Annotated in this window: 25 protein-coding genes and 1 tRNA gene; 17 read left to right on the forward strand and 9 right to left on the reverse strand. The window is 54.7% G+C overall.

Translation table 11 applies throughout. The features are described from left to right. The first annotated feature begins 114 nt into the window (after window positions 1-114). Complete coding sequence (locus OLTU_RS10285) at window positions 115-1,086, forward strand: rod shape-determining protein (RefSeq protein ID WP_141732671.1); 972 nt, start codon at window positions 115-117, stop codon at window positions 1,084-1,086. On the opposite strand, the gene OLTU_RS10290 is transcribed toward OLTU_RS10285, so the two are convergent. The 4 genes from OLTU_RS10290 to OLTU_RS10305 are packed head-to-tail and all read right to left on the reverse strand — an operon-like array spanning window position 1,083 to window position 5,005. Next, a complete protein-coding gene (locus tag OLTU_RS10290; RefSeq protein WP_141732672.1) occupies window positions 1,083-2,306 on the reverse strand; it encodes a glycosyltransferase family 2 protein in 1,224 nt (407 codons plus the stop codon). The two genes, OLTU_RS10285 and OLTU_RS10290, sit on opposite strands and share 4 nt — an antisense overlap. Window positions 2,307-2,315: 9 nt before the next feature. Next, the gene (locus OLTU_RS10295; RefSeq protein ID WP_141732673.1) at window positions 2,316-3,905 is read right to left on the reverse strand and encodes a glycoside hydrolase family 44 protein; all 1,590 of its coding nucleotides are present in this window, start codon (window positions 3,903-3,905) and stop codon (window positions 2,316-2,318) included. A 24-nt stretch (window positions 3,906-3,929) separates the two neighbouring features. Further along, entirely contained in the window at window positions 3,930-4,181 is a 252-nt protein-coding gene (locus OLTU_RS10300) for a CBU_0592 family membrane protein (RefSeq protein WP_141732674.1), read from the reverse strand. Further along, on the reverse strand, window positions 4,172-5,005 hold the full coding sequence (locus tag OLTU_RS10305; protein WP_176736502.1) for a nucleoside phosphorylase: 834 nt from the start codon (window positions 5,003-5,005) through the stop codon (window positions 4,172-4,174). The genes OLTU_RS10300 and OLTU_RS10305 overlap by 10 nt, the downstream gene beginning before the upstream one ends. A gap of 105 nt (window positions 5,006-5,110) precedes the next feature. On the opposite strand from OLTU_RS10305, the gene OLTU_RS10310 reads away from it, so the two are divergent. From OLTU_RS10310 to OLTU_RS10330, 5 genes are all read left to right on the forward strand, one after another. Continuing rightward, a complete protein-coding gene (locus OLTU_RS10310; protein ID WP_141732676.1) occupies window positions 5,111-5,857 on the forward strand; it encodes a WecB/TagA/CpsF family glycosyltransferase in 747 nt (248 codons plus the stop codon). Between the two features lie 75 nt (window positions 5,858-5,932). After that, window positions 5,933-6,007, forward strand: a tRNA-Cys gene (locus OLTU_RS10315). 331 nt (window positions 6,008-6,338) lie between these two features. Further along, on the forward strand, window positions 6,339-7,418 hold the full coding sequence (locus OLTU_RS10320; RefSeq protein ID WP_218109960.1) for a tetratricopeptide repeat protein: 1,080 nt from the start codon (window positions 6,339-6,341) through the stop codon (window positions 7,416-7,418). Between the two features lie 77 nt (window positions 7,419-7,495). Then, the gene (locus OLTU_RS10325) at window positions 7,496-7,942 is read left to right on the forward strand and encodes a GNAT family N-acetyltransferase (protein ID WP_141732678.1); all 447 of its coding nucleotides are present in this window, start codon (window positions 7,496-7,498) and stop codon (window positions 7,940-7,942) included. 46 nt (window positions 7,943-7,988) lie between these two features. Then, window positions 7,989-8,537 (forward strand): GNAT family N-acetyltransferase, encoded by a 549-nt coding sequence (locus OLTU_RS10330; RefSeq protein ID WP_141732679.1) that lies wholly within the window; start codon window positions 7,989-7,991, stop codon window positions 8,535-8,537. Between the two features lie 19 nt (window positions 8,538-8,556). On the opposite strand, the gene OLTU_RS10335 is transcribed toward OLTU_RS10330, so the two are convergent. Further along, window positions 8,557-9,495: a hypothetical protein gene (locus tag OLTU_RS10335; RefSeq protein ID WP_141732680.1), complete on the reverse strand. Its 939-nt coding sequence runs from the start codon at window positions 9,493-9,495 to the stop codon at window positions 8,557-8,559. A gap of 189 nt (window positions 9,496-9,684) precedes the next feature. After that, window positions 9,685-10,695 (reverse strand): hypothetical protein, encoded by a 1,011-nt coding sequence (locus tag OLTU_RS10340; RefSeq protein WP_141732681.1) that lies wholly within the window; start codon window positions 10,693-10,695, stop codon window positions 9,685-9,687. 253 nt (window positions 10,696-10,948) lie between these two features. Here OLTU_RS10340 and OLTU_RS10345 point away from each other — a divergent pair, with 253 nt between their 5' ends. Then, window positions 10,949-11,953, forward strand: coding sequence for a hypothetical protein (locus OLTU_RS10345; protein ID WP_141732682.1), 1,005 nt, complete (start codon window positions 10,949-10,951; stop codon window positions 11,951-11,953). Window positions 11,954-11,999: 46 nt separating this feature from the next. Here the strand turns inward: OLTU_RS10345 and OLTU_RS10350 are convergent, their stop codons facing one another. Further along, entirely contained in the window at window positions 12,000-13,148 is a 1,149-nt protein-coding gene (locus OLTU_RS10350) for a C1 family peptidase (RefSeq protein WP_141732683.1), read from the reverse strand. A gap of 18 nt (window positions 13,149-13,166) precedes the next feature. Next, entirely contained in the window at window positions 13,167-14,291 is a 1,125-nt protein-coding gene (locus tag OLTU_RS31865) for a hypothetical protein (protein ID WP_176736503.1), read from the reverse strand. A gap of 356 nt (window positions 14,292-14,647) precedes the next feature. Between OLTU_RS31865 and OLTU_RS10360 the strand changes: the two genes are divergently transcribed. The 8 genes from OLTU_RS10360 to OLTU_RS10395 all read left to right on the forward strand — a co-directional run bounded on the left by OLTU_RS10360 (window position 14,648) and on the right by OLTU_RS10395 (window position 22,530). Beyond that, window positions 14,648-15,235, forward strand: coding sequence for a CDP-alcohol phosphatidyltransferase family protein (locus OLTU_RS10360; protein ID WP_176736504.1), 588 nt, complete (start codon window positions 14,648-14,650; stop codon window positions 15,233-15,235). 135 nt (window positions 15,236-15,370) lie between these two features. Beyond that, complete coding sequence (locus OLTU_RS10365; protein WP_141732685.1) at window positions 15,371-16,057, forward strand: dienelactone hydrolase family protein; 687 nt, start codon at window positions 15,371-15,373, stop codon at window positions 16,055-16,057. A 14-nt stretch (window positions 16,058-16,071) separates the two neighbouring features. Then, window positions 16,072-16,542 carry a CBS domain-containing protein gene (locus tag OLTU_RS10370; RefSeq protein ID WP_141732686.1) on the forward strand — a complete coding sequence of 157 codons (471 nt, stop codon included), beginning with the start codon at window positions 16,072-16,074 and terminating at the stop codon, window positions 16,540-16,542. Between the two features lie 26 nt (window positions 16,543-16,568). Next, a complete protein-coding gene (locus OLTU_RS10375; RefSeq protein WP_141732687.1) occupies window positions 16,569-17,249 on the forward strand; it encodes a phosphoribosyltransferase in 681 nt (226 codons plus the stop codon). Window positions 17,250-17,399: 150 nt separating this feature from the next. Beyond that, window positions 17,400-19,037 (forward strand): ATP-binding protein, encoded by a 1,638-nt coding sequence (locus tag OLTU_RS10380; RefSeq protein WP_141732688.1) that lies wholly within the window; start codon window positions 17,400-17,402, stop codon window positions 19,035-19,037. 187 nt (window positions 19,038-19,224) lie between these two features. Continuing rightward, a complete protein-coding gene (locus OLTU_RS10385; protein ID WP_141732689.1) occupies window positions 19,225-21,282 on the forward strand; it encodes a hypothetical protein in 2,058 nt (685 codons plus the stop codon). Window positions 21,283-21,398: 116 nt separating this feature from the next. Beyond that, on the forward strand, window positions 21,399-21,833 hold the full coding sequence (locus OLTU_RS10390; RefSeq protein ID WP_141732690.1) for a hypothetical protein: 435 nt from the start codon (window positions 21,399-21,401) through the stop codon (window positions 21,831-21,833). A 172-nt stretch (window positions 21,834-22,005) separates the two neighbouring features. After that, on the forward strand, window positions 22,006-22,530 hold the full coding sequence (locus OLTU_RS10395) for an RNA polymerase sigma factor (RefSeq protein WP_176736505.1): 525 nt from the start codon (window positions 22,006-22,008) through the stop codon (window positions 22,528-22,530). A 12-nt stretch (window positions 22,531-22,542) separates the two neighbouring features. On the opposite strand, the gene OLTU_RS10400 is transcribed toward OLTU_RS10395, so the two are convergent. After that, window positions 22,543-23,529: a S1 family peptidase gene (locus OLTU_RS10400; RefSeq protein ID WP_141732692.1), complete on the reverse strand. Its 987-nt coding sequence runs from the start codon at window positions 23,527-23,529 to the stop codon at window positions 22,543-22,545. Window positions 23,530-23,805: 276 nt separating this feature from the next. Here OLTU_RS10400 and OLTU_RS10405 point away from each other — a divergent pair, with 276 nt between their 5' ends. Together OLTU_RS10405 and OLTU_RS10410 are read left to right on the forward strand one after the other, a co-directional pair. Beyond that, complete coding sequence (locus tag OLTU_RS10405; protein WP_141732693.1) at window positions 23,806-25,536, forward strand: cation:proton antiporter; 1,731 nt, start codon at window positions 23,806-23,808, stop codon at window positions 25,534-25,536. Between the two features lie 173 nt (window positions 25,537-25,709). Beyond that, the gene (locus tag OLTU_RS10410) at window positions 25,710-26,456 is read left to right on the forward strand and encodes an NYN domain-containing protein (RefSeq protein WP_176736506.1); all 747 of its coding nucleotides are present in this window, start codon (window positions 25,710-25,712) and stop codon (window positions 26,454-26,456) included. Window positions 26,457-26,612: the final 156 nt, after the last annotated feature.

Here is a 26,612-nt window from a genome sequence, read left to right on the forward strand (position 1 = left end):
ATGTTAAACTTCCGATAGGGGAGGAATCCCAGCCCGGACCCTTGAATTTCACTGGACAGGTCTGGGGATTGATGGTCCGATTCCCCCGGTGTGCTTCATTGCGGAGGGAACACCATGGTATGTCGACTGGCAATGGATCTCGGAACAGCCAAAACCATCATTGCAGATGAAAGCCATGGCATTCTCTGCAAGCAGCCCAGCCTTGTGGGCTTCGATAAGCGGACCCGCAAACCGCTGGCCGTGGGACGCGAAGCGGCCCGTTTGTTCGGACGCACACCGCATTCGATCGTGATCACCCGTCCCCTGAAGGAGGGGCGCGTGCATGATTTCGAAGCGGCCGCCATGATGCTGAAGACTTTTCTGGAACAGCTCGGGCTGCGACCCAAAAATGTGCAGCTGGTGGTCGGGGTGCCGCTCGGCCTTTCCGCAGCTGAAAAGCTGGCCTTGCGCCATCTCCTGCGCGATCTGGGCCTGCGCAGCGTGCACCTTGTCGAGGAACATATCGCCAGTGCCGCAGCGGAAAGCCTGAATCTGATGCAGGAATGCGCCGGTGTCATCATCGATGTCGGAGCCGGTCTCACGGAACTGGCGCTGCTGGGTTCAGGAACCATTCTCGCGGCGCGCACCCTCTCCTGGTCCGGCGATCGCCTGACGGAAGAAATTGAACGCATCCTGGTGCAGCAGTATGCTCTGCGCCCCTGTCGCAACATTGTCGAGTCTGTGCAGTGGCGGCTTTTACATCCTGAACAGGATCCTGGACCGTGGATTTACCGAGGATTTCATCTGCAGCTGAAACGTGCGGTGGGTTTTACTCTCAACAAAAATGATTTCCTGGGTCTTTTGCCGGCTTTCTGTGAGGACGTGTATCAGGGACTTCTCGGTATTTTGGAAGAGGCCGGTCGTGCCCTTCATGATCCGCAGCTGTACGATGGAGGGCTGACGCTGACCGGTTCCGCCCTGCCTCTGGAGCTTCTTGCCCGAAACCTGGAAACCCGTACCGGACTGCCTGTGAATATCTCGGCGCGACCTGATGAAAGCGTCGCGCATGGGCTGCGGAGCATGTTGAGTTTTGCGGATCTCTTTTAAAGAGGACCCTGGCGATTTTTGCGTTCGGTGCGAACCCAGGTCGCCGGCGCCCGCTTGAGCCAGAGTCCCGCCTTCCACGCCGCATAAAAAGGGGCGATGAAGAAGAGTTTGAAATAGCTCCGGGGGATGTCCATAACAACAAAGGGCATGGTCAGATAAATGGCAAAATTGAGCAGCTGCCCGATGGCCAGACCCAGACAGATCCCCTGTATCCCTTCGATAAGCTCCGTGGACTCGGTCTGATAAAACAGGATGGCGATGCCGAGCGTCAGCAGAAGGCGCAGAGCAAAGCCGGCCAGCGGCGGCATATTCAGATCGCTCCAGTAAGTAAATCGGCGACCCAAAGGCCAGCGGCTTCGGAGAATGGTCCGGCCAAAGGTTTTACGCAGCTGCTTGCGGCCATGTTCCCAGCGCAGACGCTGTGAGGCGACGGCGGCGGGATTGTTATCGATCATCTCTCCGTAAACTTTGACTTCCGGAACAAAGAAAACCCGCTCGCCTCTCATGCGCAAATGCCAGCTGAATTCCAAATCCTCGGCGAGGCCATAAGCCTGCCAGGGACAGCGCTGCAGCCCGTTCCAGGAGAAGGCCATGCCGTTGCCTCGCAGCGCGGAACCAAGGCCCAGCGTATCCTGTCCCAAAAGCCAAAGCCCATTGAAATGCGCAAAGCCCAGCCGCATCATCTGCGTGCGCCAGCTATCGTTGCTGTTGGACACGGTGTAATACGCCTGCAGCCAGTCCTGTCCACTCTGCAGGCGGCGATCGAAGGCCTTCAAGAGATCGGCATCGACAGTGGTGTCGGCGTCGATGATCACGACGGCATCGGGTTGGTGTTCGCGTTTTTGCAGGGTTTCCAGGGCGTATTCGAGCGCGAAGCCTTTGCTTTTCTTTGTGTCATGAAAACGCTCCAGAACCTCCGCGCCTTCGTTTCGAGCCACGTTTGCTGTCTGATCCTGGCAGTTGTCGGCAATCACCAGAATTTCAAACTGCTGACGCGGATAGTCGAGGGCGCGCAGACTGCGGACCGTGGTGGCGATGCTGCCTTCCTCGTTGTGAGCCGGCACGAGGATGACAAAGTTAGTGATCGGCTCGCCCTGGGCCCCCTTGGCCTTGTCCAGGCGCCGCACCGCAGTATCCCAAATGCGGAACATAAGCCAGCTGAAGGGCAGAGTGATGGCCTGTCCGATGATCTGCAGTGCAAGCAGGGCGATAGGCAGCATGAACGATCCTCAGTAGGCAAGCTCGAGAAGGTGCATGCTTAAAGGCTGCATGCTGATGGAAACCTCGGGTCCCGGTTTGAGCTTGCGATTTTCTCCTTTAATTTTGCCATCATTGCTGGGAGAAAAATAACTGAAAAGTCGCAAACCCTTGGGTGATGCCCAGGGCTTGAGATCCAGCTTCAGGGTTTGCTTTTGATCCACATGCTTGTTGAGCAGAACGAAGGTCACGCGGCGGGACTTGCTGTGTCTTGCCGCAAAAACCGAGACATGCTCCTGACTATTCACGGTGTTGTCGATCCATTCGTCACCAAAGGTCGACCCCTTGCCATCGTAGTTGCGAAACAGAAGGAAGGCATAACGGTGGGTGCCGTCGCGTTTGGGGAAGTCCCAGTACTGAGCGGCATGCAGCCCTGTGCGAGCGAAAATGCCGAGGATTTCAGCCTGAGCGATGGCGCCGGCGATGTCGTATTCCGAACGGAAGTTATATTCCCCGATCGAAACCTTTACGTCCGGTCGCAGACGTTTGGCCAGAGCCTGCAGTCGTGGGATGAACTGTATTTTTTCATCGATCCAGCTCTGGTCCTTATACTGCGGATCCCAGAGGGAACGTGTGGAATTCAGAAGGGCCTGGCGCCGGGCCGGGGTCCTGTCGTCACCGGAGGGCCAGCGATCCATTTCCGGGTAATAGTGCACATCGAGCTGATCGAGGAGTGAAATCTTCAGCTCCTTTTCCTTTTTCTTCAGCTGATCCAGAAACCATTCGAGGAAAGGTTGATCGCCGTGCGCCTTTCGATCCATCTGCCGCTTGCCACCGCTGTGCGGTCCTTCGATATCCCAGGCGGAATACTGCATTTCCATCCAGCCCCAGGCGGCCGGCCCGACGATGACCGCAGCCGGATCGGCCTTGCGCACGGCCTGAGCGAAGCTGATATAGCGGGCGAGGTAGGTATCATAGCGCAGGGGTTCATGCACCACATCACGGTGGGTGCTGTTCCAAAGCATGGGCTCGTTATCCATGATGTAATAGTGGGGATAGGGCCCGAACTGGGTTTTCAGTTCCTTCACCCACCCAGCGACAAATTCCGGGCTGTTGGGAATGCTCGTGAGTTTGGGATCAGCCTTCAATTTTTTTCCATCCGGACTGATGCCATTGCCGGCATCTCCATCGAAGCGCTCCTGGGCGGGAAACAGGGAGCGTGGGAAACTCATCGACTTGCCGTCCTTGGCGATCCAGGGAAGCATGGGCAGCGTGATATACGAGGCCACCTTTCGTTTCACATTTTCCGCCATGAAGCGCGGAATCATTTTGGGTTTGTCGGCGGCATAGTTGTGAAAGAACCAGTCCTGAGCGGCGTTCCAGGCATCGATTTTATAGTTGAAGCGGCTGCTGGTATTCCCACCCCAGCGGTAGTTGGTGGGCTGCATCTCCCAGATCTGTTCGTTGTCCCTGTCCTCATGCATGTAAGTGCCGAAACCATAGATCTCGGGACTGATCCGCCGCGGCTGGGCCGGAATCTTGAAACGAACCGATTCAGCGGCCTGAGCCAGGTTGGTGCAAAACAGCAAAAACAGCCAGACGCCAGGACTTTGTCGCAGCATGATGGACCTCGTGCAGTTGAAAATTCAGGAGCGTTCCTTCAGGATAACACGGGACAGTGACCAGACGCTGATCAAAGCCCAGATGCCTTCGAGCAGGATAAAGCCGATCTGATTGTTCACGACCGCAGTCACGGTCAGTGCCGATGAACCCAGAAGGTTCATCAAAAGATTGGTCTTCTTATAGGCGCCCTCGCGAGCGATGGCCTGCAGGGCATAGGCCGACAGGAGGAGAGCGGCTCCCACCAGGGATAAAATTTGGTCCCAACTCATAACCATGGACGGTCCTCGTTTTTATGCCAGCTGGCGATAGTGGCAAAGCCAAGATCGATGGCGCGTTCAATGGTGGTCTTGACCTCCTGGCCATCCGCAAAGGGCTGATCATCCCCGATCACAGCAAGGATGGCCCCCGAGCGGACCAGAGGACGATCGGTTTCGGTTTGCAGAAGTTTTTGATTCCACACCTGGGTCAGCGTGAAAAGCTGAGCGCATTCCATTTCCGAGGCCAGGACACCGGCGGCCTGCAGGTGCTGCATGTAGCGCTCATGTTCGGCCTGCAGGGGGCCTTCACCAAATTCGCGCGCATAAAGCGAATCCTTGGTGTGCGTCAGGCCCATAAAAAGCCGATCATTCAGCTTATGCTCGACGGCCGCGCGCCGCACCGCATCAAGAAATTCCAGCGAGGCCAGCACAGGAATGCTGCGATCGAGATAATGCCGACTCGTGCCTTCATCGCGGACAGCCGCGGTGGGAACGACGAGACTGCCGATCCTCAGGCGCTGCGGCTGCAGGGAGCCTGCGGTTCCCACCCGAATGATGCGCCGCGCGCCCTGATGCAGAAGTTCAGTGGCGATGATATCCATGCTCGGGCAACCCATGCCGGAGCTCATCACACCGATATCGATGCCCTGCCAGCTGCCGATATAAAAGTTGTGCCGACGTGAATGAGGCTGCATCTTGACATTCTGCAGGCGTTGCGCGATGGCTTCGGCGCGACCATCGGATCCGGGAAGCAAAATATAGCGACCGAGGCGGCCATTGCCCTGAAGGTCCTGGCTCGTGATGTTCATGTGCATGGGTTGCAGAGGGGACGTTGATTGCATGAAGACTCCTTCGTCTGACTCAACCATCGTAGAGGCAATCCTTTGCGCGGTGCAAGAAAAAGGCTAAAATGAAAGTTCAGCCCCCATGCGAAAGGCCAAGGACCGGTGAGTGACAAACTCCGCCTCGGGTATGCCAACATCGATGTAGTGGATATGGACGAGGCCTTGCGGCGAGCCGTCAGCTTCGCAGGACAAACTCCCTGCCGTTTTGTTGTCACACCGAACAGTGATCATATTGTGCAGCTGGAAACGCGGGCGGATTTGCGTCGTGTGTATGAGGCCGCGCATCTTGTGATCGCCGATGGCATGCCGCTGGTCTGGGCTTCGCGTCTTCTCGGCAAGCCTCTCCCCGAACGGGTGACCGGGTCCGAGCTGATGCCCCGCCTCTGTGCGGAGGCGGCCCGACTGGGTCTGCGTGTCTATCTGCTCGGCGGCCCACCCGGAGTGGCCGATCTGGCCAAAGTAAAATTGGAGGAGCGTTATCCGGGCCTTCAGGTCTGCGGCACGGACTGTCCTCCCTATGGTTTCGAAAACCACCCGGAACAGGAAGCCCGGATCCTGCAAAAAATTCAAGCCTCTGCCCCCGATATCGTCTTCGTGGCCCTCGGCGCTCCCAAGCAGGAACTGTGGATGTACCGCGCCGCCCCGCAGCTCAAATCCGGTCTGCTCCTCGGCATCGGCGCCGCCCTCGAATTCTGTGCCGGGACTGTCCGCCGTGCCCCCGTTTGGATGCAGCGCATCGGGGCGGAATGGATTTTCCGCATGTGCCAGCAGCCACGCCGGCTGGTGAGGCGTTACCTGCGTGACACGGAAATTCTTTTGATTATTTTTCGGGAATGGCGGAAACGCTAAGATGGCAGGAGCAAACAGTTTTTTAAAAAAATATGCTGGACACTCTTCGGTCGAGTCTGTATATCTCTAGCTCTCGGCGCTGTGGCGGAAAGGCTACGCAAACGATTGCAAATCGTTACCATACCGGTTCGAATCCGGTCGGCGCCTCCAAATGAAAGATTTAAAGGCGATCGCAAGATCGCCTTTTTTGTTTTTGTTCCATGGCATCAACAGAGCATGGAAACCGTAATCTCTGGCACAAGGAATCGGACTGCGAAAACTGTCCATTCAGTTCGAGAGCTGAGCTGTCCAATGCTGAAGGTTGGGTTCATCCCGATTCATTCCGCAGGCGCCGAATAACCGATCGCAAATGCAAAACTCCGCATCGCCTCATGTTTCCTGATGTACTTCTGGTCAGTCTGCATTATATGTTTGCCCGCAAGACAGGGTACGCCGAGGTTTCATGGACTCTCGGCCTTGCGGGACTGTTGATTCTGCTTCGATGGAAGCCGCTTATCTCGTGGCTACAGAGAAAGGTACAGAGGTGAATACAGAAAACCGGAAATGGATTAGCCTTGTGGCCGGCGTTATGGCGGGCGGCCTGGTCATAGTTCTAGGCAAAGCCCTCTTTGATAAGGGCGAGCCGTCGGTCTCGATCCATCAAAACCCCGTCACAGCTGGATCCACAGCCCGGGAAGCTGACCTGGTAAAAAGGAAAAAGCCTCAGAACGTTGACCTTTCCGCTCTAACTCAGCCGTTTGACTACAAGCCAGCAGAAAAAGATAAAACAGCCTGTGCAATGGAATACGATAGGCTTGCCCTGCTATCGAGTGAAGAGCTGATGCGAAGCATCATGCGGCAGGAAGCCCAGATCAGCGACGCTTGTCAGCAGGCCCTGCAAACCGGATCCGGACGGGGCGGAACAAACCTCGAAGAGATCCGGGCAGCTTGCCAAGCGGGTATTCACGCATCCAGCTGCCTCACCCCTATCATCGGATTGAAGACTCAATTGATTGATATCGGCACGGAGTATGTCGACGCCCAGGACTTGCCAGCCAATGTGCTGCTCAGCAAGCTGTATGCGCGCAGCGGAAAAAACGACAAGACCGCCGCGGATATCCTGAGCATTCTCGCCCTGCTTGATGAACTGGAGTCCCGGGATGCACCCGCCGGTCTTGAAAATCTCAGGCTTTCCTTGCTGACGGATCTTGCCTACATGGACATAACTTACCTTGATGAGTTTGAAGCTCTGGCTGAGACAACAGAATTAGAGAATCCTGAAGATGCGCTGGCCTATCGCTTCAAATACCATATGCACAGGGACGAAGTGGAAAAGATCGAGAACCTTGTCAAGGAACATCTACAAAACTACCCGCAGAGCGCGCAGGCTCATTATTATCTCGCAATCGCAGCCCATGAAAAGGGTGATATGAATTTAGCCCTGGCGCTTGCCAGCAAATCTCTGGAACTGAATCCATCGGATACTTTTGTGCAGGAGCAGGTCCAGATTCTGAGGGAAAATCCCAGCGAATGGAAGCGGCCCTTCAGGCTGCCGAACGTGATTTATACCTTCGGTGATTGAACACATTTCGCTGGTAGTTTGGCTCCTTGAGATCGCTACACATCGCTCTATGCATCGTGATAAATGAAGGATGGACTATGCCTCAGGAATTACGCTTTAGGGACTGCCAGCGCCAGGATCACGACCGGTGCCTGGCGATCTTTGATGGAAATACACCCGAATTCTTTGCGTTCCAGGAGCGTGAAGCTTTCGAGCGGTATCTGACGAAGGAGCGCTTACCGTATTTCGTGGTCGAAGACGGTCAAGGCATTATCGTTGCTTGTGGCGGTTTCGTGATAGAGAGAGGCGAGGCGGACCTGGCTTGGGGGATGGTGGAGCGAAGCGTGCATGGTCAAGGAATTGGGACATTTCTATTCGATCAGCGGTTGGAGGCGATTCGTAAGACCGGAGCTTCAGTCTTACACATGGATACAAGCCAGAAGAGCTTGGGTTTCTACAAGCGATATGGATTCCGGGTCGAGAAAGAAACTCTGAACGGATATGGGCCGGGACTGCACAGATACGACTTATGCCTGAATCTGTAATCGTGTACACCAACCCGCTTCCACGGATCACGTTATTGAGGCTATCATGATCAAAATCGAATCCAAACGAACATTCCTGAGAGACTATGCAAGGGATGGTTCCGATCTCGAGAGCATCCTGCGCTTTACCGGAGACCCGGAAGTTGCGACCCATTCATCCTGGGGACCGCTCACCCGGGACGAGACCATGGATTATATGAACAAGGCGCTCATGGCAATTGACGCGCAACCACGAGTGAACTTTGCATTAGCCTTGGTTCTGAAGTCTACTAACGAATTAATCGGCAACGTCTCGCTGAATATTCGCAACCCCCAAACCCGAGAAGCCGAGATCGGTTACACCTTGCGTCGGGATCAATGGCACCAGGGATACGCGAGCGAGGCTGCCCGAGCGGTCATCCACTTCGGTTTCACCGAACTTGGATTACACCGAATTTTCGCCACAACGTCGCCACACAATGTGCCGTCGCAAAGGGTCCTGGAAAAAATAGGCCTCAAACGCGAGGGGTATCTGCGGAAGAATGTACTGCAGCGCGGCAGCTGGCGGGACTCCGTGTTATACGCGGTGCTGGAAGACGACTGGCCTCGTGTTTGACGCCAGTCTGCAAACCAGTTCAATGCACGAATGTGAAGGATCCGAGCCTGACGTCATCCTGCGTGTCGTTGCCTTGATAGCCGAACGTAAAGGACATCGGACCCGGAACAAAATCCAGGTTTTTGAACATCAAGAGCCGCTTGGCATTCGGAACCAGCTTCACGAGCACCTGTTTGGCTGGTGGCTGAGCCGTGAGCGCCATATAAACATTATTTTTCTGAAGACCACAGATGCCATCCGCATAGAGACTGACCTTGCCGGCATCATCAGCATAATTGATATCCTTGGTGACGGTCTGGCTTGCGGTATTGCCATCGGTCTGTCCGAGGCAGCCATCGTTCTCATCGGACAGGACGCCGTTGCCAAGGGTCTGCTCCAACTCAAACGAACCTGTTGAGTCTATCGAAGACGGAGGAATCTCAACGGCGGGCATGGCGGCCAACGTTATGGTTGTGTCGTCTGGCGGCAGACTTGTCATCGCAAAGCTCAGTGTATCGGAAGCTTCTCCTTCCTTAACACTCAGGCTGACGGAAGCGACATCTCCGACAGGCATATTCACATAGAAGTAAGTGCCCGCAGCGAGCGCATCATGAACCTTGGCCGTCGTCGGCAGGGAGTTGCCCCCGGAGGCGACGGACCAATCGAGGCGGGCGCTGGATGGAACTCGAACCTGAGTTTTCTCGTTTTGGACCTGGCAGGCGAGGAAAGCCGGATCAGCCGCCTTCAGACAGGTGAGGAAGCCTCCGGCTACACTGGTCGGCTCAATGGCCACGGTCTCTTCATCTTCGTAATCCTGGTAGGCCGGGCAGCCTTCATCCATACAGTCGGGACCCTGGACCTTTGCGTCAGCCCCATCCGTTCGGTTCGCGCCACGTGCATTGGAGCTCGTCGGTTGATTGCCGGGACGGCATTGCACGATAAAAAGAGATACGAAGAGGAGGGGCAACCAACGGCTCATAATTCATCCTTCTGACATTTTGAGTGGCCGAATGCTTACTCTTTCGGCACAAAGCTGCCAGGGTTTAGTGGCGCAAGCTCTTCACCAGCGGCCATACCCTGGCCGATTGGTTTCGTCAGAGGTAGGTCATTTTCGGGAAATCCTTGGTGAACCACGGATATTTCAATATGATAAGTGTCATCAATTGAGTCAGGGAGCCGTGATTGTTAAAGTTGTATCACCAGAGGCACCATAAGCTCCGCCATCCCCATACTGGCTATGGGGTAGCCCTTGCATGTGGATTTTGCTCAACAGAGCCTTTCGAGATTCCAGCATTCCAATGTCGTTTTGCAGAAGTGTGGGGAACCACACAAATCCACTGGCATTGAAATCGAATGAGTACGTGCGGTCTGCAATCTTAAGTTCCTCTTCGGAAACTTGAAAAACTTCGCCAGAGGCTGGGGCGTTCACCGAGGTTCTGATGATCGGTATGGCGATAGTCCCTTTTCCGTCACCATAGGGATCGGGAAAGGCAACAACGTCTTCATTCATGGTAATAGCATCGGCTGGTCGGGATGTGGATAGGGCTCCCGCAGCGTCCATCCACTTGAACTCCTCGGCATCCTTGATAAGGAGATCGCCACGTTTGCCGCCACTGATGCTATCATCGGCAAGAACGAATCGAACCGTATGGGTACCGACGGCATCCCCATGTGCGCCACTGTCAGCAGCGATAGTAAAGGTGGCATCTATGTAACCGAATAAATAGATGGCATCTGAAAAATAAGTATTATCACCCGACAGGTCGCCTTCGCTCGTACAGCAAATTAAATCGCCCGCTTGCGTAATTGGGGATTTAAAGCTGAAATCGAACGTAGGAGATGTTCCGGTGATATCAGACCATTGGTCCTGTCCAAAGTAAGCATTCATCCCGTTGCCGCCGGATTGAATCATCAACCCGACAGCATAGTACTTGCCGGTTAATTCCGTCGGGGTTAAACAGATGTTATCGACACAACTGGGAGGACTGGCCGTGACAAAACCGGGTTGCATCAATGGAAACGCCGTTGACTTGAGTTGAACTGAGGCAGAAGAGGTGAAATTATAGGTCTGAGCTTTCCCGCCGTTGTTACTTTTCTCTCCATCACCACAAGCAGTAAAAGCAGCCACCAAAAGCAAAAACTTCAGTGGACTCGAGCATCGCTGAGTAAAAAAGAGCATGGATTGACCCCGAAAAAAGGATGGGATGGACTGTGATTTTCCAGCCAAAGCACAAGTCTAACCGGTATGATGGTAAATAACAAACCGGTGAGCACCTTGACGACCTATGGGATCAAGCACCTTGCTCGTCGAACCTCAGCCGTTTCCATCCTTACTTATCAAAACTCCAATTCCAGGAGCATTCGCTGCTTACGCCCCCTTTTCCATCAAAACTTGATACCATGGATGAAACTATCTATTGAGTGGGGAAAATATGAAAACAGTAAAAACGTTCGCTGCACTTTCAAGCCTGGCCGCGCTAACCTGGGGATGCAAGGACGATAGCAAAGACAAGTATGGTCAGGGCGTCTTTGACTTCAACACCAGCACAATCGTCAGCGAGTCAACCCCAAGCCAGCTGCAAACCCAAACTACCCTCAATTTAGCCAATGAGGCCGTCCTCACCCAGGTCCGCGACCGTCTGTATCTCACAGAGGCCGGCAACTCCATCCCCAATATGATCGCAGCTTTCCAGGCCCGCATCGACGAACTCAATGCACGCATAGCCGATATGGAAGTTGATGCTGTTCCCGAATGCATCACCGCAACGCCAACCGACGCCAGCATTGTAACGCCCGATGGGCAGACCTTTGCTCTTAAAGTCCAGTGCTATGATACTCTCGAAACCGACAGCTTTATGATTTGGGGCAAGGACACCGATGGAACCAGTTATATCTATGAACGCGGACCTGTCACCGCATCCGTTGTTAAAGTCACCCCACAAGCGGACGGAAACAACCTGTTCGATGGCTATCTCTCGTCCTTCAGCCAGACTGCAAATGAAGCGGGCACCATCGTCCATATCATCGCCAACCAGACGGAAAAGTCGGTGCAAGCCGTCATGACTGCCCCTCATGAACTCTGTGCGGTCAACCTCTTCGCAAACGAAGACAAAATACATTTCCGGGGTAGCGTCAGTACCGAGACGGCCAATGTCTGTCCTGCAGAAGGGGATTTTGTCTTTGCGGCAACCGATCTTTCTGAATCCACCGGTTTCGATGCGACGCTGCTGATGGCTGACGGATATTTTATGAAGAGAAAGGCAGGTAACAAACTGGTCAGCGGCAGTGTGCAGGCTTTCGAAGAATACGCAAATACCAGTGGAGCGGGTAACGTTTCCCTCGACTATGATGCTGATCCAGCTTCCAGCGAGACGGATGTTAACTTTGGTCCCACCGATGCAAGCGCACTGGGCGGAACAGCCTTCGTTCCTCGTTAACAGCAAAAAAAGGCGATCTCGCGATCGCCTTTTTCATACCCAAGCTTCAATACCCAGCCGGCAACACCACCGACCGTAGGAACGAGCGATACACTTCGCTCTCTTCATCCCAGTAACGGTTCTGCAGATAATCCCAGGTAAAGCGGCTGAAACCATCCCGCAGCCAGGGTCGATCCCAACGGTTGGCGCCCCAGGAGTTCTTGGCGACAAGGTAATTCATATCTCCAAGCAGGGCTTTTTCCTTCAGCTCAGGCTCCATATCCCCTTCACCCAGGGAAACAAAGCCGTCCTCGGACGGAACGTTATCCACGGTATAGTCATGGAACACCACCATGTGTCCACCGCCACTGCCGAGTTCACCTTTTTCAGCCAGTGTATTCAGGTTAAAGACACCATTTTGATCCGGCGCATTGAAGGTCACATAGAACGACATCACCACCGGATAATGATCATTCAGGGCCTTCTTGATCCGTAGCTCCAGGTTACGGTAACGGTCAAGTTCCACCTCAGAGAGCAGCTTCTTGCCCTCATAGACCCCACGGTTGCCCGGGCCACTGACCTGGCTCCAGCGGGACAGCATCTCAGTCAAGGAATACTCTTCACTGGTTTTCACATCCACGAGCATCGTCTCATCAGCCTTGCGGCTTTTCGCGAGGGCGGCTTCCATATCAACTTGATATTTGCCATCGCAACTGAAGGCTTTGTCCAGCTCCGCCCGTACATAGGCTTCAGACCGGAGACTCACATCGTACAAGGATCCATTCTCCTTGCCGTTCTTCAGGATATAGTCTTCCGCACAGGCCTGAGCTTCCGACATCGTTTCGGCGGCATCACTTTCGATGAATTCCGCTTCGGTGACCCAGCCGTACCTTTTGATAATATTGCTGGACATACTCCAGTTGCCACCGGTGTTCAGCTCCTCCTCGGGAACAGGCTCTTTTTCCAAAAGCTTGTGATAAAGGTCCCAGTAGGTCCAGTAGGTTTCGGAGACGTCCACGTCCTCACCCGTGGTGTCCTTGAGCAAGGACTCAAGCCAGGTGGCCTGGGCGTAGAGCCAGCAGTTGCCGATCGACTGACGCTTGACCGAAGTATGTTTGACGGAAGTGACCTTGATTGAACTGTCTGTATTATTTTCCTGACAGCTGATACTCAGAAGAGTCAGGGCCAGCAGAGAAGGTTTCATCATCGCTTTCATAAGGGGCTGTATCCTCGCTTATTTCTTTGATAGGCGTTTGGCCGCGTAGTCGACGTAACGTTGGGCTTCCTGGATAGAAGGCTGGACACAGGCTTCCGGACTTGCCACGACTTCCCAGACAAAGGTCCCGCGTTTGAAGTTGCTCATCGCGAGATAAGGCCGTGACGATTCTGAAGTCCAGTGCCAGAAGTAAGCATCCCGATCGAGATTACGTAAAGCCCGCAGACGATTGCTCCGGCTGACAACATTGACGAGGTACACCATTTTTTGCGTGGCACCCTTGCTGGCCAGGGCATTCCAGTTCAGAGAGCCATCGGCCTCAGCCGCGGCCAGAGCCTCCTGGCTTTTCTTCAGACATGCAACGGCAAAGTCCGGAACACCTTCCGCGGACCGTTTGATTTCGTCCCCTTCCTCCTTATCCCAGGGTGTATTGAAGAGAAGACCATTGCCGTCCTCGCGATACACCCAGAACTGAGAGGGATATTGAAACTGCACCGTGGCAGTCGCTTTTTTGCCTTCGAAGCTGGCTTCGACGGTCACGGAACCATGTCTGTCAGCCACGAGTACACCGTGCGCCTGAAGTTTTGCGGCGGCATCGTTCTGAACAAGAGTCAATTCCGCCTGCACGTCCTTGCTGGTGGTCGGGTTTTCCCAGGTAGCCACTGTACGCAGCTGAAGGCTTGCGCCTACAATGGGTTCGCCTTCAACCGTAATATTCAAACCGCTGAGGACCGGAGCCGGTTCAGGTGTCGGAACCGGGGTCGGCTCAGGCGTCGGCGTTGGATTGGGAGTCGGTCCTGGCGTTGGCTCCGGCGTCGGAGTTGGCTCGGGCGTCGGTGTTGGATTTTCAGGAACAGGTGTCGGTGTCACTTCGGGAGTCGGCACCGGAGTTGGCGTTGGCTCAGGTTGTGGAACCGGAGGCGGCGTCACATCGGGAGTGGGCACCGGAGTCGGGGTGTTCTCAGGACTCGGCTCGGGCGCCGGAACTGGCTCCGGAACCGGAGTTGCGGTCGGTTCAGGTATCGGTGTGACAGGCCCGATCTGACCACTTGGTTGATCGGGCTCCTTGGATGAATCATCCTTTTTGTTGTCGCAGGCCGCGACAAAGGTAATAAGTCCCAGCAGGGCCAAGATTTTTGACATTGTTTTCTCCTGAATTTTCCAACGAACAGTTCCATGTATCAGATAATGGACAATAGGATAGTGGCTATATTGCGGGGCGCACAAAAATGATCCCACCGCGTAGCAGGATAAGGACTTTGCAAAGAGCAGGCCCAACCATTCGCAGGAAGCTTGACGCACCAAGGACCGAACCCGGCTATTACGTAAAGATGTCCAGGTGAAGGTTTCCGGGTTTGAGGAATGGCAAGAGATTGTGACGAACGGCACACATGAACAAACAGGAAATGGCGAAAGATCGGAAGGGCGTTCCGATGGTAAATTGTTCGCTGACTCGTGCGAAGGGAAGTGTCCCGCTGCGATATCGTATGAGGTGTTTCATGAATGAAATCCAGCACCGGGTAACAGTCAAGGACGTCTGCGCTCAGATCCCGAATACACTGACCATGAGTCGGCTCATGCTGGGACTGGTTTTTCCCTGGCTGCCTGCTGTGAGCTGGCTGCCGGCTCTCATCTGGGGAACCTTGTCGGAATTCCTGGATGGATTTCTCGCGCGCCGGTTGCGGGCCGTCAGTGCCTTTGGCCAGCTTATGGATCCGGTGGCGGATAAGATTTTTGTGATGGCGGCCGCGCTGACGTTTTTAAGAGCGGATCTTATTACACTGCCGCAACTCCTGCTGGTGGCGATGCGGGATCTTTTTGTAGCGTTTTCCAGTCTGATCCTGCTTCTGCTTGGCCGCGGTTCCGCTTTCCGTGATATGGCACCGGCGCGTCTCGGCAAGTGGGCTACGGGTTTTCAACTGATCACATTGTTCAGTCTGCCTCTTCTGCCGAAGTATAATGTGTACCTCATTTATCTCACCGGGCTCATCAGCGTCCTCGCAGCGTTTGACTATGCCAGACGGTTTATTCAGCGTTCCTCTCACTGTCCCAATTCATCAAAAGACGGCTCCAAATCGCACTTTTAAGCCGCATTTGCTTTGCATGTTCATCTGTAGTGGTCAAGCGCTGAGCCAGGCTCAGGTCTTGGCATCAATGTTGCGTTTTATAGTGAACAACAGCGAGGGCAGGAACATGAAATCATCCTTTTTCTGAGGTTTCTTATGGATAATGACCGGGTTGAAGCGGTGAAGATAGAACGCAATGGCATTCTTTTGCAGGGACTCCTGGGTTGCCCGACCGGTGCTCAGGGCATCGTTCTTTTTGCCCATGGCAGCGGAAGTGGTCGCCTGAGTCCACGAAATCAGGATGTCGCGAGACACCTGCGCAGTCGGGGGCTGGCGACGCTGCTGATGGATCTGCTCACTGAGGAAGAAGAGGCATTGGATATCCGCACGAGCCAGCTGCGATTCAACATCGGTTTTTTAGCCAAACGACTCCTGCTCGCCACGGATTGGGTCAAACGGCATGAACTGGCCCAAAGGCTCGGCATTGGTTATTTTGGAGCCAGCACCGGAGCCGCCGCGGCGCTGGTGGCGGCGGCGATCCAGCCTGAACTGATTCAGGCCGTGGTATCCCGTGGCGGTCGACCGGACCTGGCAGCTGCATATCTTGATGACGTTCAGGCTCCTACGCTTTTGATTGTAGGTGGATACGATCACGAGGTGCTGCGCATGAATCAGGAGGCCAGGGAACGGATGAGTCAAACCCAATGCCGACTGGAAATCGTTCCACGGGCCACCCATCTATTCGAGGAACCGGGAGCGCTGACTCAGGTTGCGAATCTCGCGGAACAGTGGTTTTCGCTGTATCTGCATTCCCGACAGCCTGAGGTGAATCACTACGTTTGAAAGGGGAGAGGGACATGACTCACATCAAAAACTTTTGCAATCGTCATGTCGTGCATATCCATGCCGAAGCCTCGGTGCTGGAGGCTGCGCATCTCATGCGGGAAGAACACGTGGGGGATGTCGTCGTGGTGGAAAGTGAACATGGAACCCTTCGTCCGGTTGGAATGTTAACTGATCGTGATATCGTTACGCTGATAGTCGGGGAGGATATTGCGCCCGAAAGCGTTCGCGTTGAAGATGTCATGGCCCGTCACCCCAAGGTGATCAACCAATTTGATGAGATTCTGACCGCGATCGAACGAATGAGTGAGGCCGGTGTGCGTCGCCTGCCGATCGTGGACGAGCGTGGCAGCCTCGTCGGGATCGTCACCGCCGATGATCTGCAGCAGATCCTGGCCCGCTTGCAGAACGCGCTCGCCTCCATTAGCAGCCGGCAGATCGCCCATGAGATGACGGGTGCGACTCTGGCCAATCGTTTTTCCTAGAGCCTGGTTTATGAAGGAGTTGGACGATGATATTTAAAGATCGAACCACCGCCGCTCAGCAGCTGGCGGTGTGCCTCGGCCGTTACAATGGCCAAAATCCACTGATCATGGCTTTGCCGCGTGGCGCTGTGCCCATGGCGAAAATCATTGCTGATGAACTGCACGGTGAACTCGGCGTGATCCTGGCCCGGAAAATCTCCCTGCCCGGACATGAGGAATATGCGATCGGTGCGGTCAGCGAAGGAGGTTTCGTCTATCACAACCCGGATGTGGCTGGTTACCATATTCCCGAGAGCCTCTTCAAACAGGCCTTGAATCGTCAGCTCGCCTTGATCGAGGAAAGGCGACGTGCCTATCGCCTGGATCAACTCAAGCTGAATCCTGCCGACCGCATCATCATTCTGATCGATGATGGCATTGCCACGGGCTCCACAGTCTTTGCGGCCATCAAGAGTCTGCGCGCTCAAAATCCGGCGAAACTCATCGTGGCCGCACCCGTCGCCCCACCGGATACCGCGCGTAAATTGGAGCAGGAGGTGGATGAATTGATCATTCTGGATCAACCGCCGCATTTTCATGCGGTCGCACAGTTCTATGAAAACTTCGACGAGGTGACCGATCAGGATGTGATGAACGCTCTCTGGGGTTCGCGGCCACCCAACGCGCGGTCGCGGCAGCCGGAGCCTGTCATACATCCCGTCCACTAAGTCGTTTCCTATCACTCTTAAGGCTGGCAGAATCACACCGCAGACCAGCCATAGGTAGTTTTTTTATCAGAATATTGCTGATGGCTACTGACTTCATTCCAACAATCTTGCTATAGATACCTACGAAACACGAAACATGAGAGCTCATCCTTGTCAAACCCAGCGTGTCCACACGATGAATCCGAGCGACTTTTGGAGCTCAAGCGCCTCAAGGCCATGGAAAATATCGTGGAAAAATCCTATGGGAATTACACGCTGTTGGCCTCAACCATTTGCGTCGCACCCATGGCGGCGATTTCCCTGATAGATAGCGATAGGCAATGGTTTCGCGCCACGGTTGGTCTTCATATCGAGGGCTCACCCCGTAATGTTTCGTTTTGTGCTCATGCGATCCTGCATGACCAGGTTTTTATAGTGAACAATGCATTCGAGCATCCCTTTTTCCAGGACAATCCTCTGGTCACAGGTGAGCCGCGTATTTGTTTTTATGCCGGTGCCCCGCTCCTGACCTCCCGTGGGCACAATCTGGGAACGCTCTGCGTCCTGGATTATCGTGAGCGGACACTGTCGCCGGAACAGGTCCTTGTGCTCAAGAAGCTGGCGCAACAGATCGTGGTTCAGCTCGAGGAATCCATGAATGCCGTGGCTTTGAGTGTCACCCTTACAAGGCTGCATACCTTTCTTGATCATATGAATTTCGCTGCCTTGATTGAGGATGAGGCGGGCAGCATTCTTTATGTGAATGAATCGTTCAAGAACCTCTTTCCCGAAGCTCTGGATCAAAAAGAGGGCGATGGTCAGCGCAAGCCCCTCGTGGAGCATCTTCACAAGGTCTTTAGCGAGCCTGATGACTATCTGGATCTGGTGCGAACGCTCATGCAGGAGCGCAGTAAAAGATTTGGTGTGGAGCTTTACACGGTCGATGAGCGTATTCTGGAACTTGATTATATTCCCACCGTGGATAACGAGCAGTTTCGCGGGCATATCTGGATCTTCCATGATGTGACCGAACCACGCCGGACCATGGAGCAAATCGAACGGCAGAAGATGCAGGTGGTCCAGGCTGAAAAACTGGCCATCCTTGGGGAAATGGCGGCGGGGCTGGCCCATGAAATCAATAATCCCCTGGCCATCATTCAAGGCCAGGCTCATCGACTGCGTCTGCTTTTTCGTCGGAATGCTCTCACCAGTGAATTGGTGGAAGGTACCGTGGAGAGCATTGAAAAGACGGTGGGTCGTATCGTCAAGATCGTCCAGGGTCTGCGGGCCTTCGCGCGTGAGGATAATCAGTCCGAACCGAAACGGGTTCCTGTTCAGCGCATTATTGATGATGCTCTGATGTTTTGTGAATCCCGGATTCGCAACTATGGTTTTCAGCTGCGCGTCACGCCCTTTCCTCCCGACCTGGCTCTCTGGTGTCGACCGCTGCAGATCACTCAGGTCCTGGTCCATCTCTTGAATAATTCTTTCGACGCCCTCCAGATGAATCCCGGTCCGAATCCCTGGATTGAAATTCAGGTGCTGCACGATGGCAATTATACGACCCTGCGCGTGGTCGATTCGGGACCTGGCATTCCTCGGGACATCTCGGAGAAGATCATGCTGCCCTTTTTTACCACCAAGGAGATCGGCAAGGGTTCGGGCCTTGGACTCAGTATTGCCAAGGGCATTGTGGAAAGCCATCGAGGGCGATTCTTCGTCGATTCCAGGGAACCTTATACCACTTTCGTCATGCGCTTCCCTGCCGATCGCGGTCCACCCCCCTCGTTCGATCGGCCTCTTAACTAAGATGTTCCAAGATCAAAGCCATCTTTGTGGTTCTTCTGTGTCAAGGTAGCCAAACTGGTCGCCGCAACCCCTGATTTTGCCTTCTTTTCCGGCAATCCTGTCCAAAATCAAAGCAAAAATGCCTGGCACTTTTCTCGCAAAGAGCAGGCCGGAATTGCTCTTCATTTCATCGCGAGGATCTGAGCCTATGAAAAAATTGCCGGTACTCCTGAGTGTACTCGGGTTGTGGACAGCCTGTTCGGACAATCAACCCACGGACTCCCATGTTCAATCGATTGCCACGAATTTAAGTGATAAGGAAGGCAAGCTTGCCCGGACCTTTCTCTATCTTCTGGAAGGGGACACTGTCCGCCAGCGCGAATGCCAGGTGGCGGCGCCGCGTGGCGTGCAGGACTGCGGAACGCTGCGTGCCAGCAGGAAACTCAATGTATTTCGCAGCGAGCTGGAAGCCGATATCACCTTGAGCCGCAATCGCGTGAACGAATCCCTGGAGACTCTTCATCGCGATCAGGACACCCTGCAGGAGCGTCAGGCCAGTCTAACGACTCAGATTCAAAATTTGCAGAAACAGATCAATCAGGGCGGCGGCACACCCTCGGGCGAGAACGTGGCGGAGCTTCAGGCTGCGCTCAGGTTTGCTGAAAGCGAGAGGGAAAAAATTCGTCAGCAGTTGGTGCAGGCCCGTAATCCGGCGCAAATCGCTCAGCTGAAGGGCATCCTCGCTTCCTTTGATAAGCAGATCGTCGAACTGAAGGACCGCATTGCAGCGGCTCAGGGCGACGGGAACGTTTCGGAATTGAAAAAAGCGCTGGCTGATGCCCAGGCGTCCCTGAATCAGGTGAACAGCGATCTCGCAGGCCTCAAGACCAAAATTCAGGAGGCCGAGGCGCAAAGGGTGGTGATCGACGAGGAAGCGCGCATTCTGAATGCGACCCTGAATAAGTTGAATCAAGCCCTGGTGTTTGATGCGCGGGATGTGTCCTTCAACGCCAGCCAGGCTGAGAAGCAATTGAGCTCACGCTTTCATAAACTTTTCCAAGCGTCCGGTCCAGACTGTACGCCTCCTTCGATCCAGGCCATGAAAGAACTTGCTGTCGGTGAAGCCGCCGTGTTCCGCAGCCGGGAAGCGCAGGTCGGAGGCTCCTGGCACATCGGTGAAATCGTCAAGCAACTGCTCGGCGGGAATCCCACCCCGACTCAGGTGGATGCCTTCTTCGGCAATTGGGTTCAGAACTGGCAGGCGGAAACCCGTTTCACCAGTGGTGATACAGCGCGCGCCCGGCCTGATTTTATTCAGGTGCTGACGGAATGGCGAGAGGCCTCCGACGCCCGTGGTGTGGAAGGTCTGGATCTGAGCATCGCCCCGTTCCGCCTGATCGGAATTACCAATCGCCTGGATTTGCGTAATCCTCTGGTGGCGGGTGATGCCGGTGAAGCGAGGCTCGCTTTTGCCCTGCTCGAACGCACCACGGATCGTCCCCAGGATGCCGGCGTCAATGCCCGGCCTTTCACATTGATCTTTGAATATAAGATTTCCGTGGGCAGCGACAGCGAGATCAGCCGCTGGGCTCAGCTCTGGCATGAACTGGGGTCACAGCCCTGCAGCGCATCGTCCTGTGATGCCTATGTCGGACGGCTGGCGCAAATCACCCGCATGTTCACGCATCGCAATCAGGGTGGTTTTGTGCAGGCCCGCCTGAGTCAGGCGCGGACCAATGAAATTGCCTTTGGGGATCCCTGGGAGCTGCGTGAATTTACCTTGCAGCCGGCGGCGGGGAGTGCCAATGCCCGTCTTATTCAGGTGGACGTGAAGAAAACACCCAAGGAGGCGGTGAACAACAGCGCGGAGCTGAATCGTTTCGTGAGCGGTATCTCGCTCGATAATCTTATCCGGAATAACTATGATATTCCAGCCAACATGAAAGGGGCCAAGGCCCAGGTGGCGAATAATGGCCCGCAATGGACGGTGAACGGCGATGCGGAGAAGGCGAGAGTGTTCAATCTCAACACCTGCAATGGCTGCCACTCCAGCGATCAAAACGTCATTGATGGTTTCTATCATATCTCGCCCTTCCAGCCTTTCGGTCAGGCGGCGATGTCGGGTCATCTGAAAAACGATGATATGCCGCGTCGAGTCACCCATCTCGGTTCGTTCCTGGTCGATCCTTCCTGCCAGGCCGGAACTCCGTTTGATGCCCGCCTCTCTGCGGATGCACCACGGATGCTGAGCCGCCCTGTCCACTAATATAGGTAAAGGCCGGAGGTCATCTTAGCCTCCGGCCGTCTTCAATCCGAAATATTTTCTGCAAGAAAATTCCGGCACCGGCGTTCAGAGGGTGAACTCTTTGGAAAGGGAACGCTATGAAACGTTGGATCATGATCTCTTCTCTGCTGCTCGCAGGAGCGGCTCAGGCTCAGCAGACTTATCCATTGACCTGCCGCGGTGGAGGCATCAGCAACAGCGGCCTCACCCTGGGACTCTCGACTATCGATAATTCTGCGCTCGTTTATTATACCAAGGCCCCTGGTCCGGCTCCGTCCGGTCTTCAGCCCGGACAGTGTTCGTGGCAGGATCGCGCGATTGGCCCGAACGAACCACCCTGCCTGCGGCAAACCAGTCCCGGGGCGGTGGCCTGGATCTTTACAGCGCCCAACCAGAGACAGAACTCCTACCTGTCATCATCAACAGGTACGCACTGGATGCGGGACCTCCTAAGTTCCAATAGTTACGTTACCTTCCAAGCCTATAACCCCGGCAACGGCGGCTGCTTTGTTGTCACCCGCCTTGGCTTTTGAGGGGAACCTGGGGTGTATGTCAATCAGGCTGCACCCCGTAACTTTTCCTTAAAATCGCCCGGCACTTCTTAAAACTATCTACTATTCCGTGCCGAACCCTCGGTGCTAGTTTTGATTCAGGCGGGTTCCAGCCGTACATTCAATCAACACAATGCATTCAAGGGAGAAAGCCATGAACAGAGGCTCGGGGCGGAGCTTTGCGCAAGCTTTTGTCAAACATCAGGAATATTTGAAGTGCTTTCTATTGAAACGCGGTGTGAGTGCAGAGGACTGTGAGGATATCCTGCAGGAAACATTTCTGCGCTGCTATCCCATCCTGCAAAAGGATGTGGAAGGTGACTACCGGCGTCTGCTCGTCACGGTGGCTCGCAATCTTCATGTGGACGCCTATCGCCGCAGCCGGCGTTATATGCGGGGCCTGCAGCCGGAGTTCTTCGACAACATTCCCGAGGAGCAGGAGGAACGTCGCAGCCGTCTGCAACGCGCCCTGCTGGAAAAGATCTTGGATGATATCCAGGAACGCCCGGAGTCACGTTTCTTCAAGATGCACTATCAGGGCGGCTACAAGATTCACGAGATCGCGGCCATGACGCATACCTCGAAAGGAACGGTCTCATCCCAGATTTTTCGCTTCAGACATCGCATCCAGGACTCCCTTTGTCAGAGTCTGGATGCGGCGGATCACCTCCTGGCTTGACCTGTGTCGGCCTTAGAGGCTAACGCTTTCGATCCAATCCTTATAATGACGAACGTCTGTGGAATTGCTATTGGCGCCTGCACAGCCGAGGATCGGAATTTCTGCGCCGGTGGAGGCAGCGCCCACCAGTTGGAGTTCACCTTCCACTTCGATGTAGGCGGGGCCACCGGAATCACCGGCGCAGTTGGCGCCTGCACAGCCGAGGATCGGAATTTCTGCGCCGGTGGAGGCAGCGCCCACCAGTTGGAGTTCACCTTCCACTTCGATGTAGGCGGGGCCACCGGAATCACCGGCGCAGATTCCCTTGAACCAGGTGCCATGGGTCACACGAGCGGCATTGCCATTTTCTGCGGAAAAGACCGAAGTGATGGTCCGCAGGATACCGGTGTCGTTGTTAAAGCGGTCCTTGGTGACGCCAAAGCCAGCCAGCACCGCAGGCTTATCTTTGATCTTGATGCTCGGATCCGCGATCTTCACGGGCATCATGCCTTCCGGAATGTCTTCGGACAGAATCACGACGCCGATATCATGAGGCTTGCCCAGCGGGAAAGGGGAAAGCGTCTGGGATGGACTCCAATCCGGGTGCGGTATCACTTTCTCAGCTCGGATGTAGTTGCCTTCCATGGCAATTTTCGTATCGAAGTGCACAATGAAGTTTTCAGGCTTGGGCAGCAGGGGGCCGCCTTTTTCGTTGTTATTGATCAGCTCCTGGACGCAGTGAGCCGCGGTTACGATCACGCGGGGTGCGACGATCGTCCCACTGCAGAACGAATGCCCCGCTTCCAGCAGGGATTGGGCGGCTCTCCAGCTGCCTTCCTTCACATAGTCGGTGGTGAGAGCCACAGTCGATCGACGAATGGTGCTGAGATCATCAGCCTTCACTTCCTCCCCACCACGTATCATCAAATCCGATGTGTCCTGGGTGGACTGTCCACAGCCCCATGATACGCTAACAATAAAGCCGGAAAGTAGCGTCCATCTTGTGATTGAAACACTCATCACTTCCTCCCAAATGCAAATTGTGCGTTGCGTCTTCTCACACAGTAGAAGAGTCGTATGTGAATGGTCAACTCATTTTTATGAGTTGCATAAACGTGAAACGATAGCTGTTTTCTTGTATTTGTTTCGAAAAGGTCAATTCAAGCGATGATGGAAACCGCGTTTGGACAGCATTGGGAATTTGCACGAAAGTGCCGTAAAATAAGAGTTTGAACCAAACAAAGAGCGCAGGATCGCGAGTCTTTCCCCGACCTATATGAAAGGGCCTGGATATTCATGGATGATCATTCGCTGCTGACCGATGTTGCGCTTTCGATCCTGGGGGCCGCGGCCCTGGGACTGCCAGCCTACTGGCTGCGCTTGCCGCTGGTGCTGGCTTACCTTGCGGCGGGTTTGATTCTGGGCCCCGGGCTTGGTTTCGGCCTCGTGCGGAATCCCCAGAGCATCGCCACGCTTTCGGAGATTGGGCTGGTTCTTTTGATGTTCATCCTCGGTTTGGAAATCGATCTGCGCAAACTCATGCGCGCGGGTCGAGCGGTCATGATCAATGGCGTCACCCAGTTTCTCGGTTGTGCGGGTCTGGCTCTGGGGATGTTCTATCTGCTTGGCTATCAAAATCGAGGGAATGATTATACGCTGACTTATCTGGCCATCGCCGGTTCACTGTCCTCCACGCTGGTTGTGGTCAAAGTCCTGAGTGATCGCCTGGAACTCGACCTGATGACCTCCCGCATCACGCTCGGTATCCTTGTTTTGCAGGATCTTTGGGCGATCAGCTTCCTGGCCTTGCAGCCCAACCTGAATCAACTGGCCGTGGATACCGTTCTTCTCTCGCTGGCCAAGGCGGTGTTTTTGATCGTGATGAGCTGGCTTCTGGCCCGTTTCGTCCTTCCCTGGGTCTTCAAACGGATCGGCAAACAACCGGAGCTGGTGCTGGTCGCGGCGATGGCCTGGTGTTTTGGTGTCAGTGGCCTGGCTGGTTTCATGCAATTGTCGCGGGAAATGGGAGCGCTGGTGGCCGGCATCAGCATCGCGGCCTTTCCCTATCACACCGATATCGCCGCGAAGATCACGAGCCTTCGGGACTTTTTTATCACGCTTTTTTTCGTGGCCCTCGGGATGCAAATCCCCAGTCCCACCCTTCAGGTTATTACCCTGGCCGGATGGTTAACTCTGTTTGTGATCGCCAGTCGTCTCCTCACCGTATCCCCTGTGCTTCTGTTTCTGGGTTATGGCTCACGGGGGAGTCTCGTGCCGGCCATCAACCTCGGTCAGATGTCGGAATTTTCCCTGGTTCTGGCCACGTTGGGCGTGAGCTTCGGACATGTGCCGAAGGATTTTCTTTCGGCCTGTATTCTGGCTCTGGTCGCGAGCTTTCTTCTGTCATCGGTTCTGATGCCGAAGGTTCATGCGATCCATGGTTTTCTGGGGCCATGGCTCGCGCGTCTGCGCATCCGCGATTCCCAGCCACGGGATGATCATGCCGGGGACCCGGAGCACAAGGTGCCGCGCATTGTGCTGCTCGGTTTTTATCGGGAGGCCAGCTCGTTTCTGGAGGAGATCACAAGGCGCCACACCCAGACCTTTTTGGAGGATGTGCTGGTCGTCGACTATAATCCCGAGACTCTGGCCAAACTTCATGAACGCAATGTGCAGGCGGTTTATGGCGATGTCGCGCACAGTGAAACGCTCCGGCATCTTCATCTTGATAAAGCGGCCATTATTATTTCCACGGTGCCCGATCATCTCTTCAAAGGAACGAGCAATCTCAAACTACTGCGCACGCTGCAGGATCTTGCTCCTCAGGCCCTGCATATCGTCACCGCCGAGACCATCGACGCCGCTCGACAAATGTATGCCCAGGGCGCTGCGTACGTATTTATCCCAAGAATCGTCGCGGCGCATTACCTTGTGGATGTGATCGAGCGGATTCAATCCAACCGGCTGGATGCCATCCGGCAGGGGGCGGAAAAGTTCCTGGGGAAGTGGCAGGAGACCTTGCCTTAAGAGTGGTGACGAGCCGACCATCTCCTCATTCTGCAGAATCATGCTATGATCGCGAGGCGTGTTTGAAGGTCCTGGCACTTTCGTGTATGAATGCTGGGAGCCAGACTGTTAAAATCAGTCTGTATGACACGTATCCGCAAGCCTAACTGTGGTACGGAACCAAGGAGGTACTTTTGAGAGCCGCTATCTTTATCGATGGGGCCTATGTGAGAACTCAGTTCAAAATGCATAAGATCGAACCTGACTATGCTGACATGGCTGATTATTTTCTAAATCCCCTGCGCTCGTCCTTTCCGCTGGATCTGCTTCGCTGCTATTACTACGACTGTGCCCCTTATATGTCGCCCGAACCCACGGAAGATGAATTGAAACGCATGGAGGTCCACAAGACTTTCGTCGAAAATTTATTGAGTCTGGGTCGGTGGGCCATTCGTCTGGGCAAGTTGCAGAAACGCTGGGAAGGTCAACGCGAGTATTATGAACAAAAGCGCGTGGACGTTTTGCTGTCGGTCGACCTTGTTCGCCATGCCGCCGCCGGACATATTCAGCATGCCGTCCTGGTCGCGGGTGACAGTGATTTTGTCCCGGCGGTCGAAGCGGCCAAGGAACATGGCGTGACCGTTTCACTTTGGTGCGGACATGCCAATACCGTCCATCGCGACCTGATTTCACTGGCCGACGAAGTTTATACGTTTGAATGGGGTGATTTCCCCAGGTTGAATGAGGAACCGGCGGCTGCCGGCCATGGCGGTCAGAAGAAGTACAAGAAACGCCGGCGCCGTGGTGGACGCGGCCGTGGCGGCGGACGCCCGGAAGGAACCAGCGACGAAAATGCCATGAAGGATCCGAATGTGATGCTGGATTCGGATGGCAAATCCAGTTGGGGTGATCGGCTGAAACGATTCACTGGCCTGAAATAGCCGCTTTTGCATTCTTCCCTTGCGTAAGTCTCGAATTTCCAAGTAACAATGTCGCAACAGCTGACAGTGTCGTCCAGGGCTTCAGCCCTGGATGGACTGCGTCCTGCCATTTCAAAGAGTTGCTGACCAGACTCGGGGCTCACTCTTTGCAGCTCA

This window comes from Oligoflexus tunisiensis (assembly GCF_001748245.1).
GTDB classification, from domain to species: domain Bacteria; phylum Bdellovibrionota_B; class Oligoflexia; order Oligoflexales; family Oligoflexaceae; genus Oligoflexus; species Oligoflexus tunisiensis.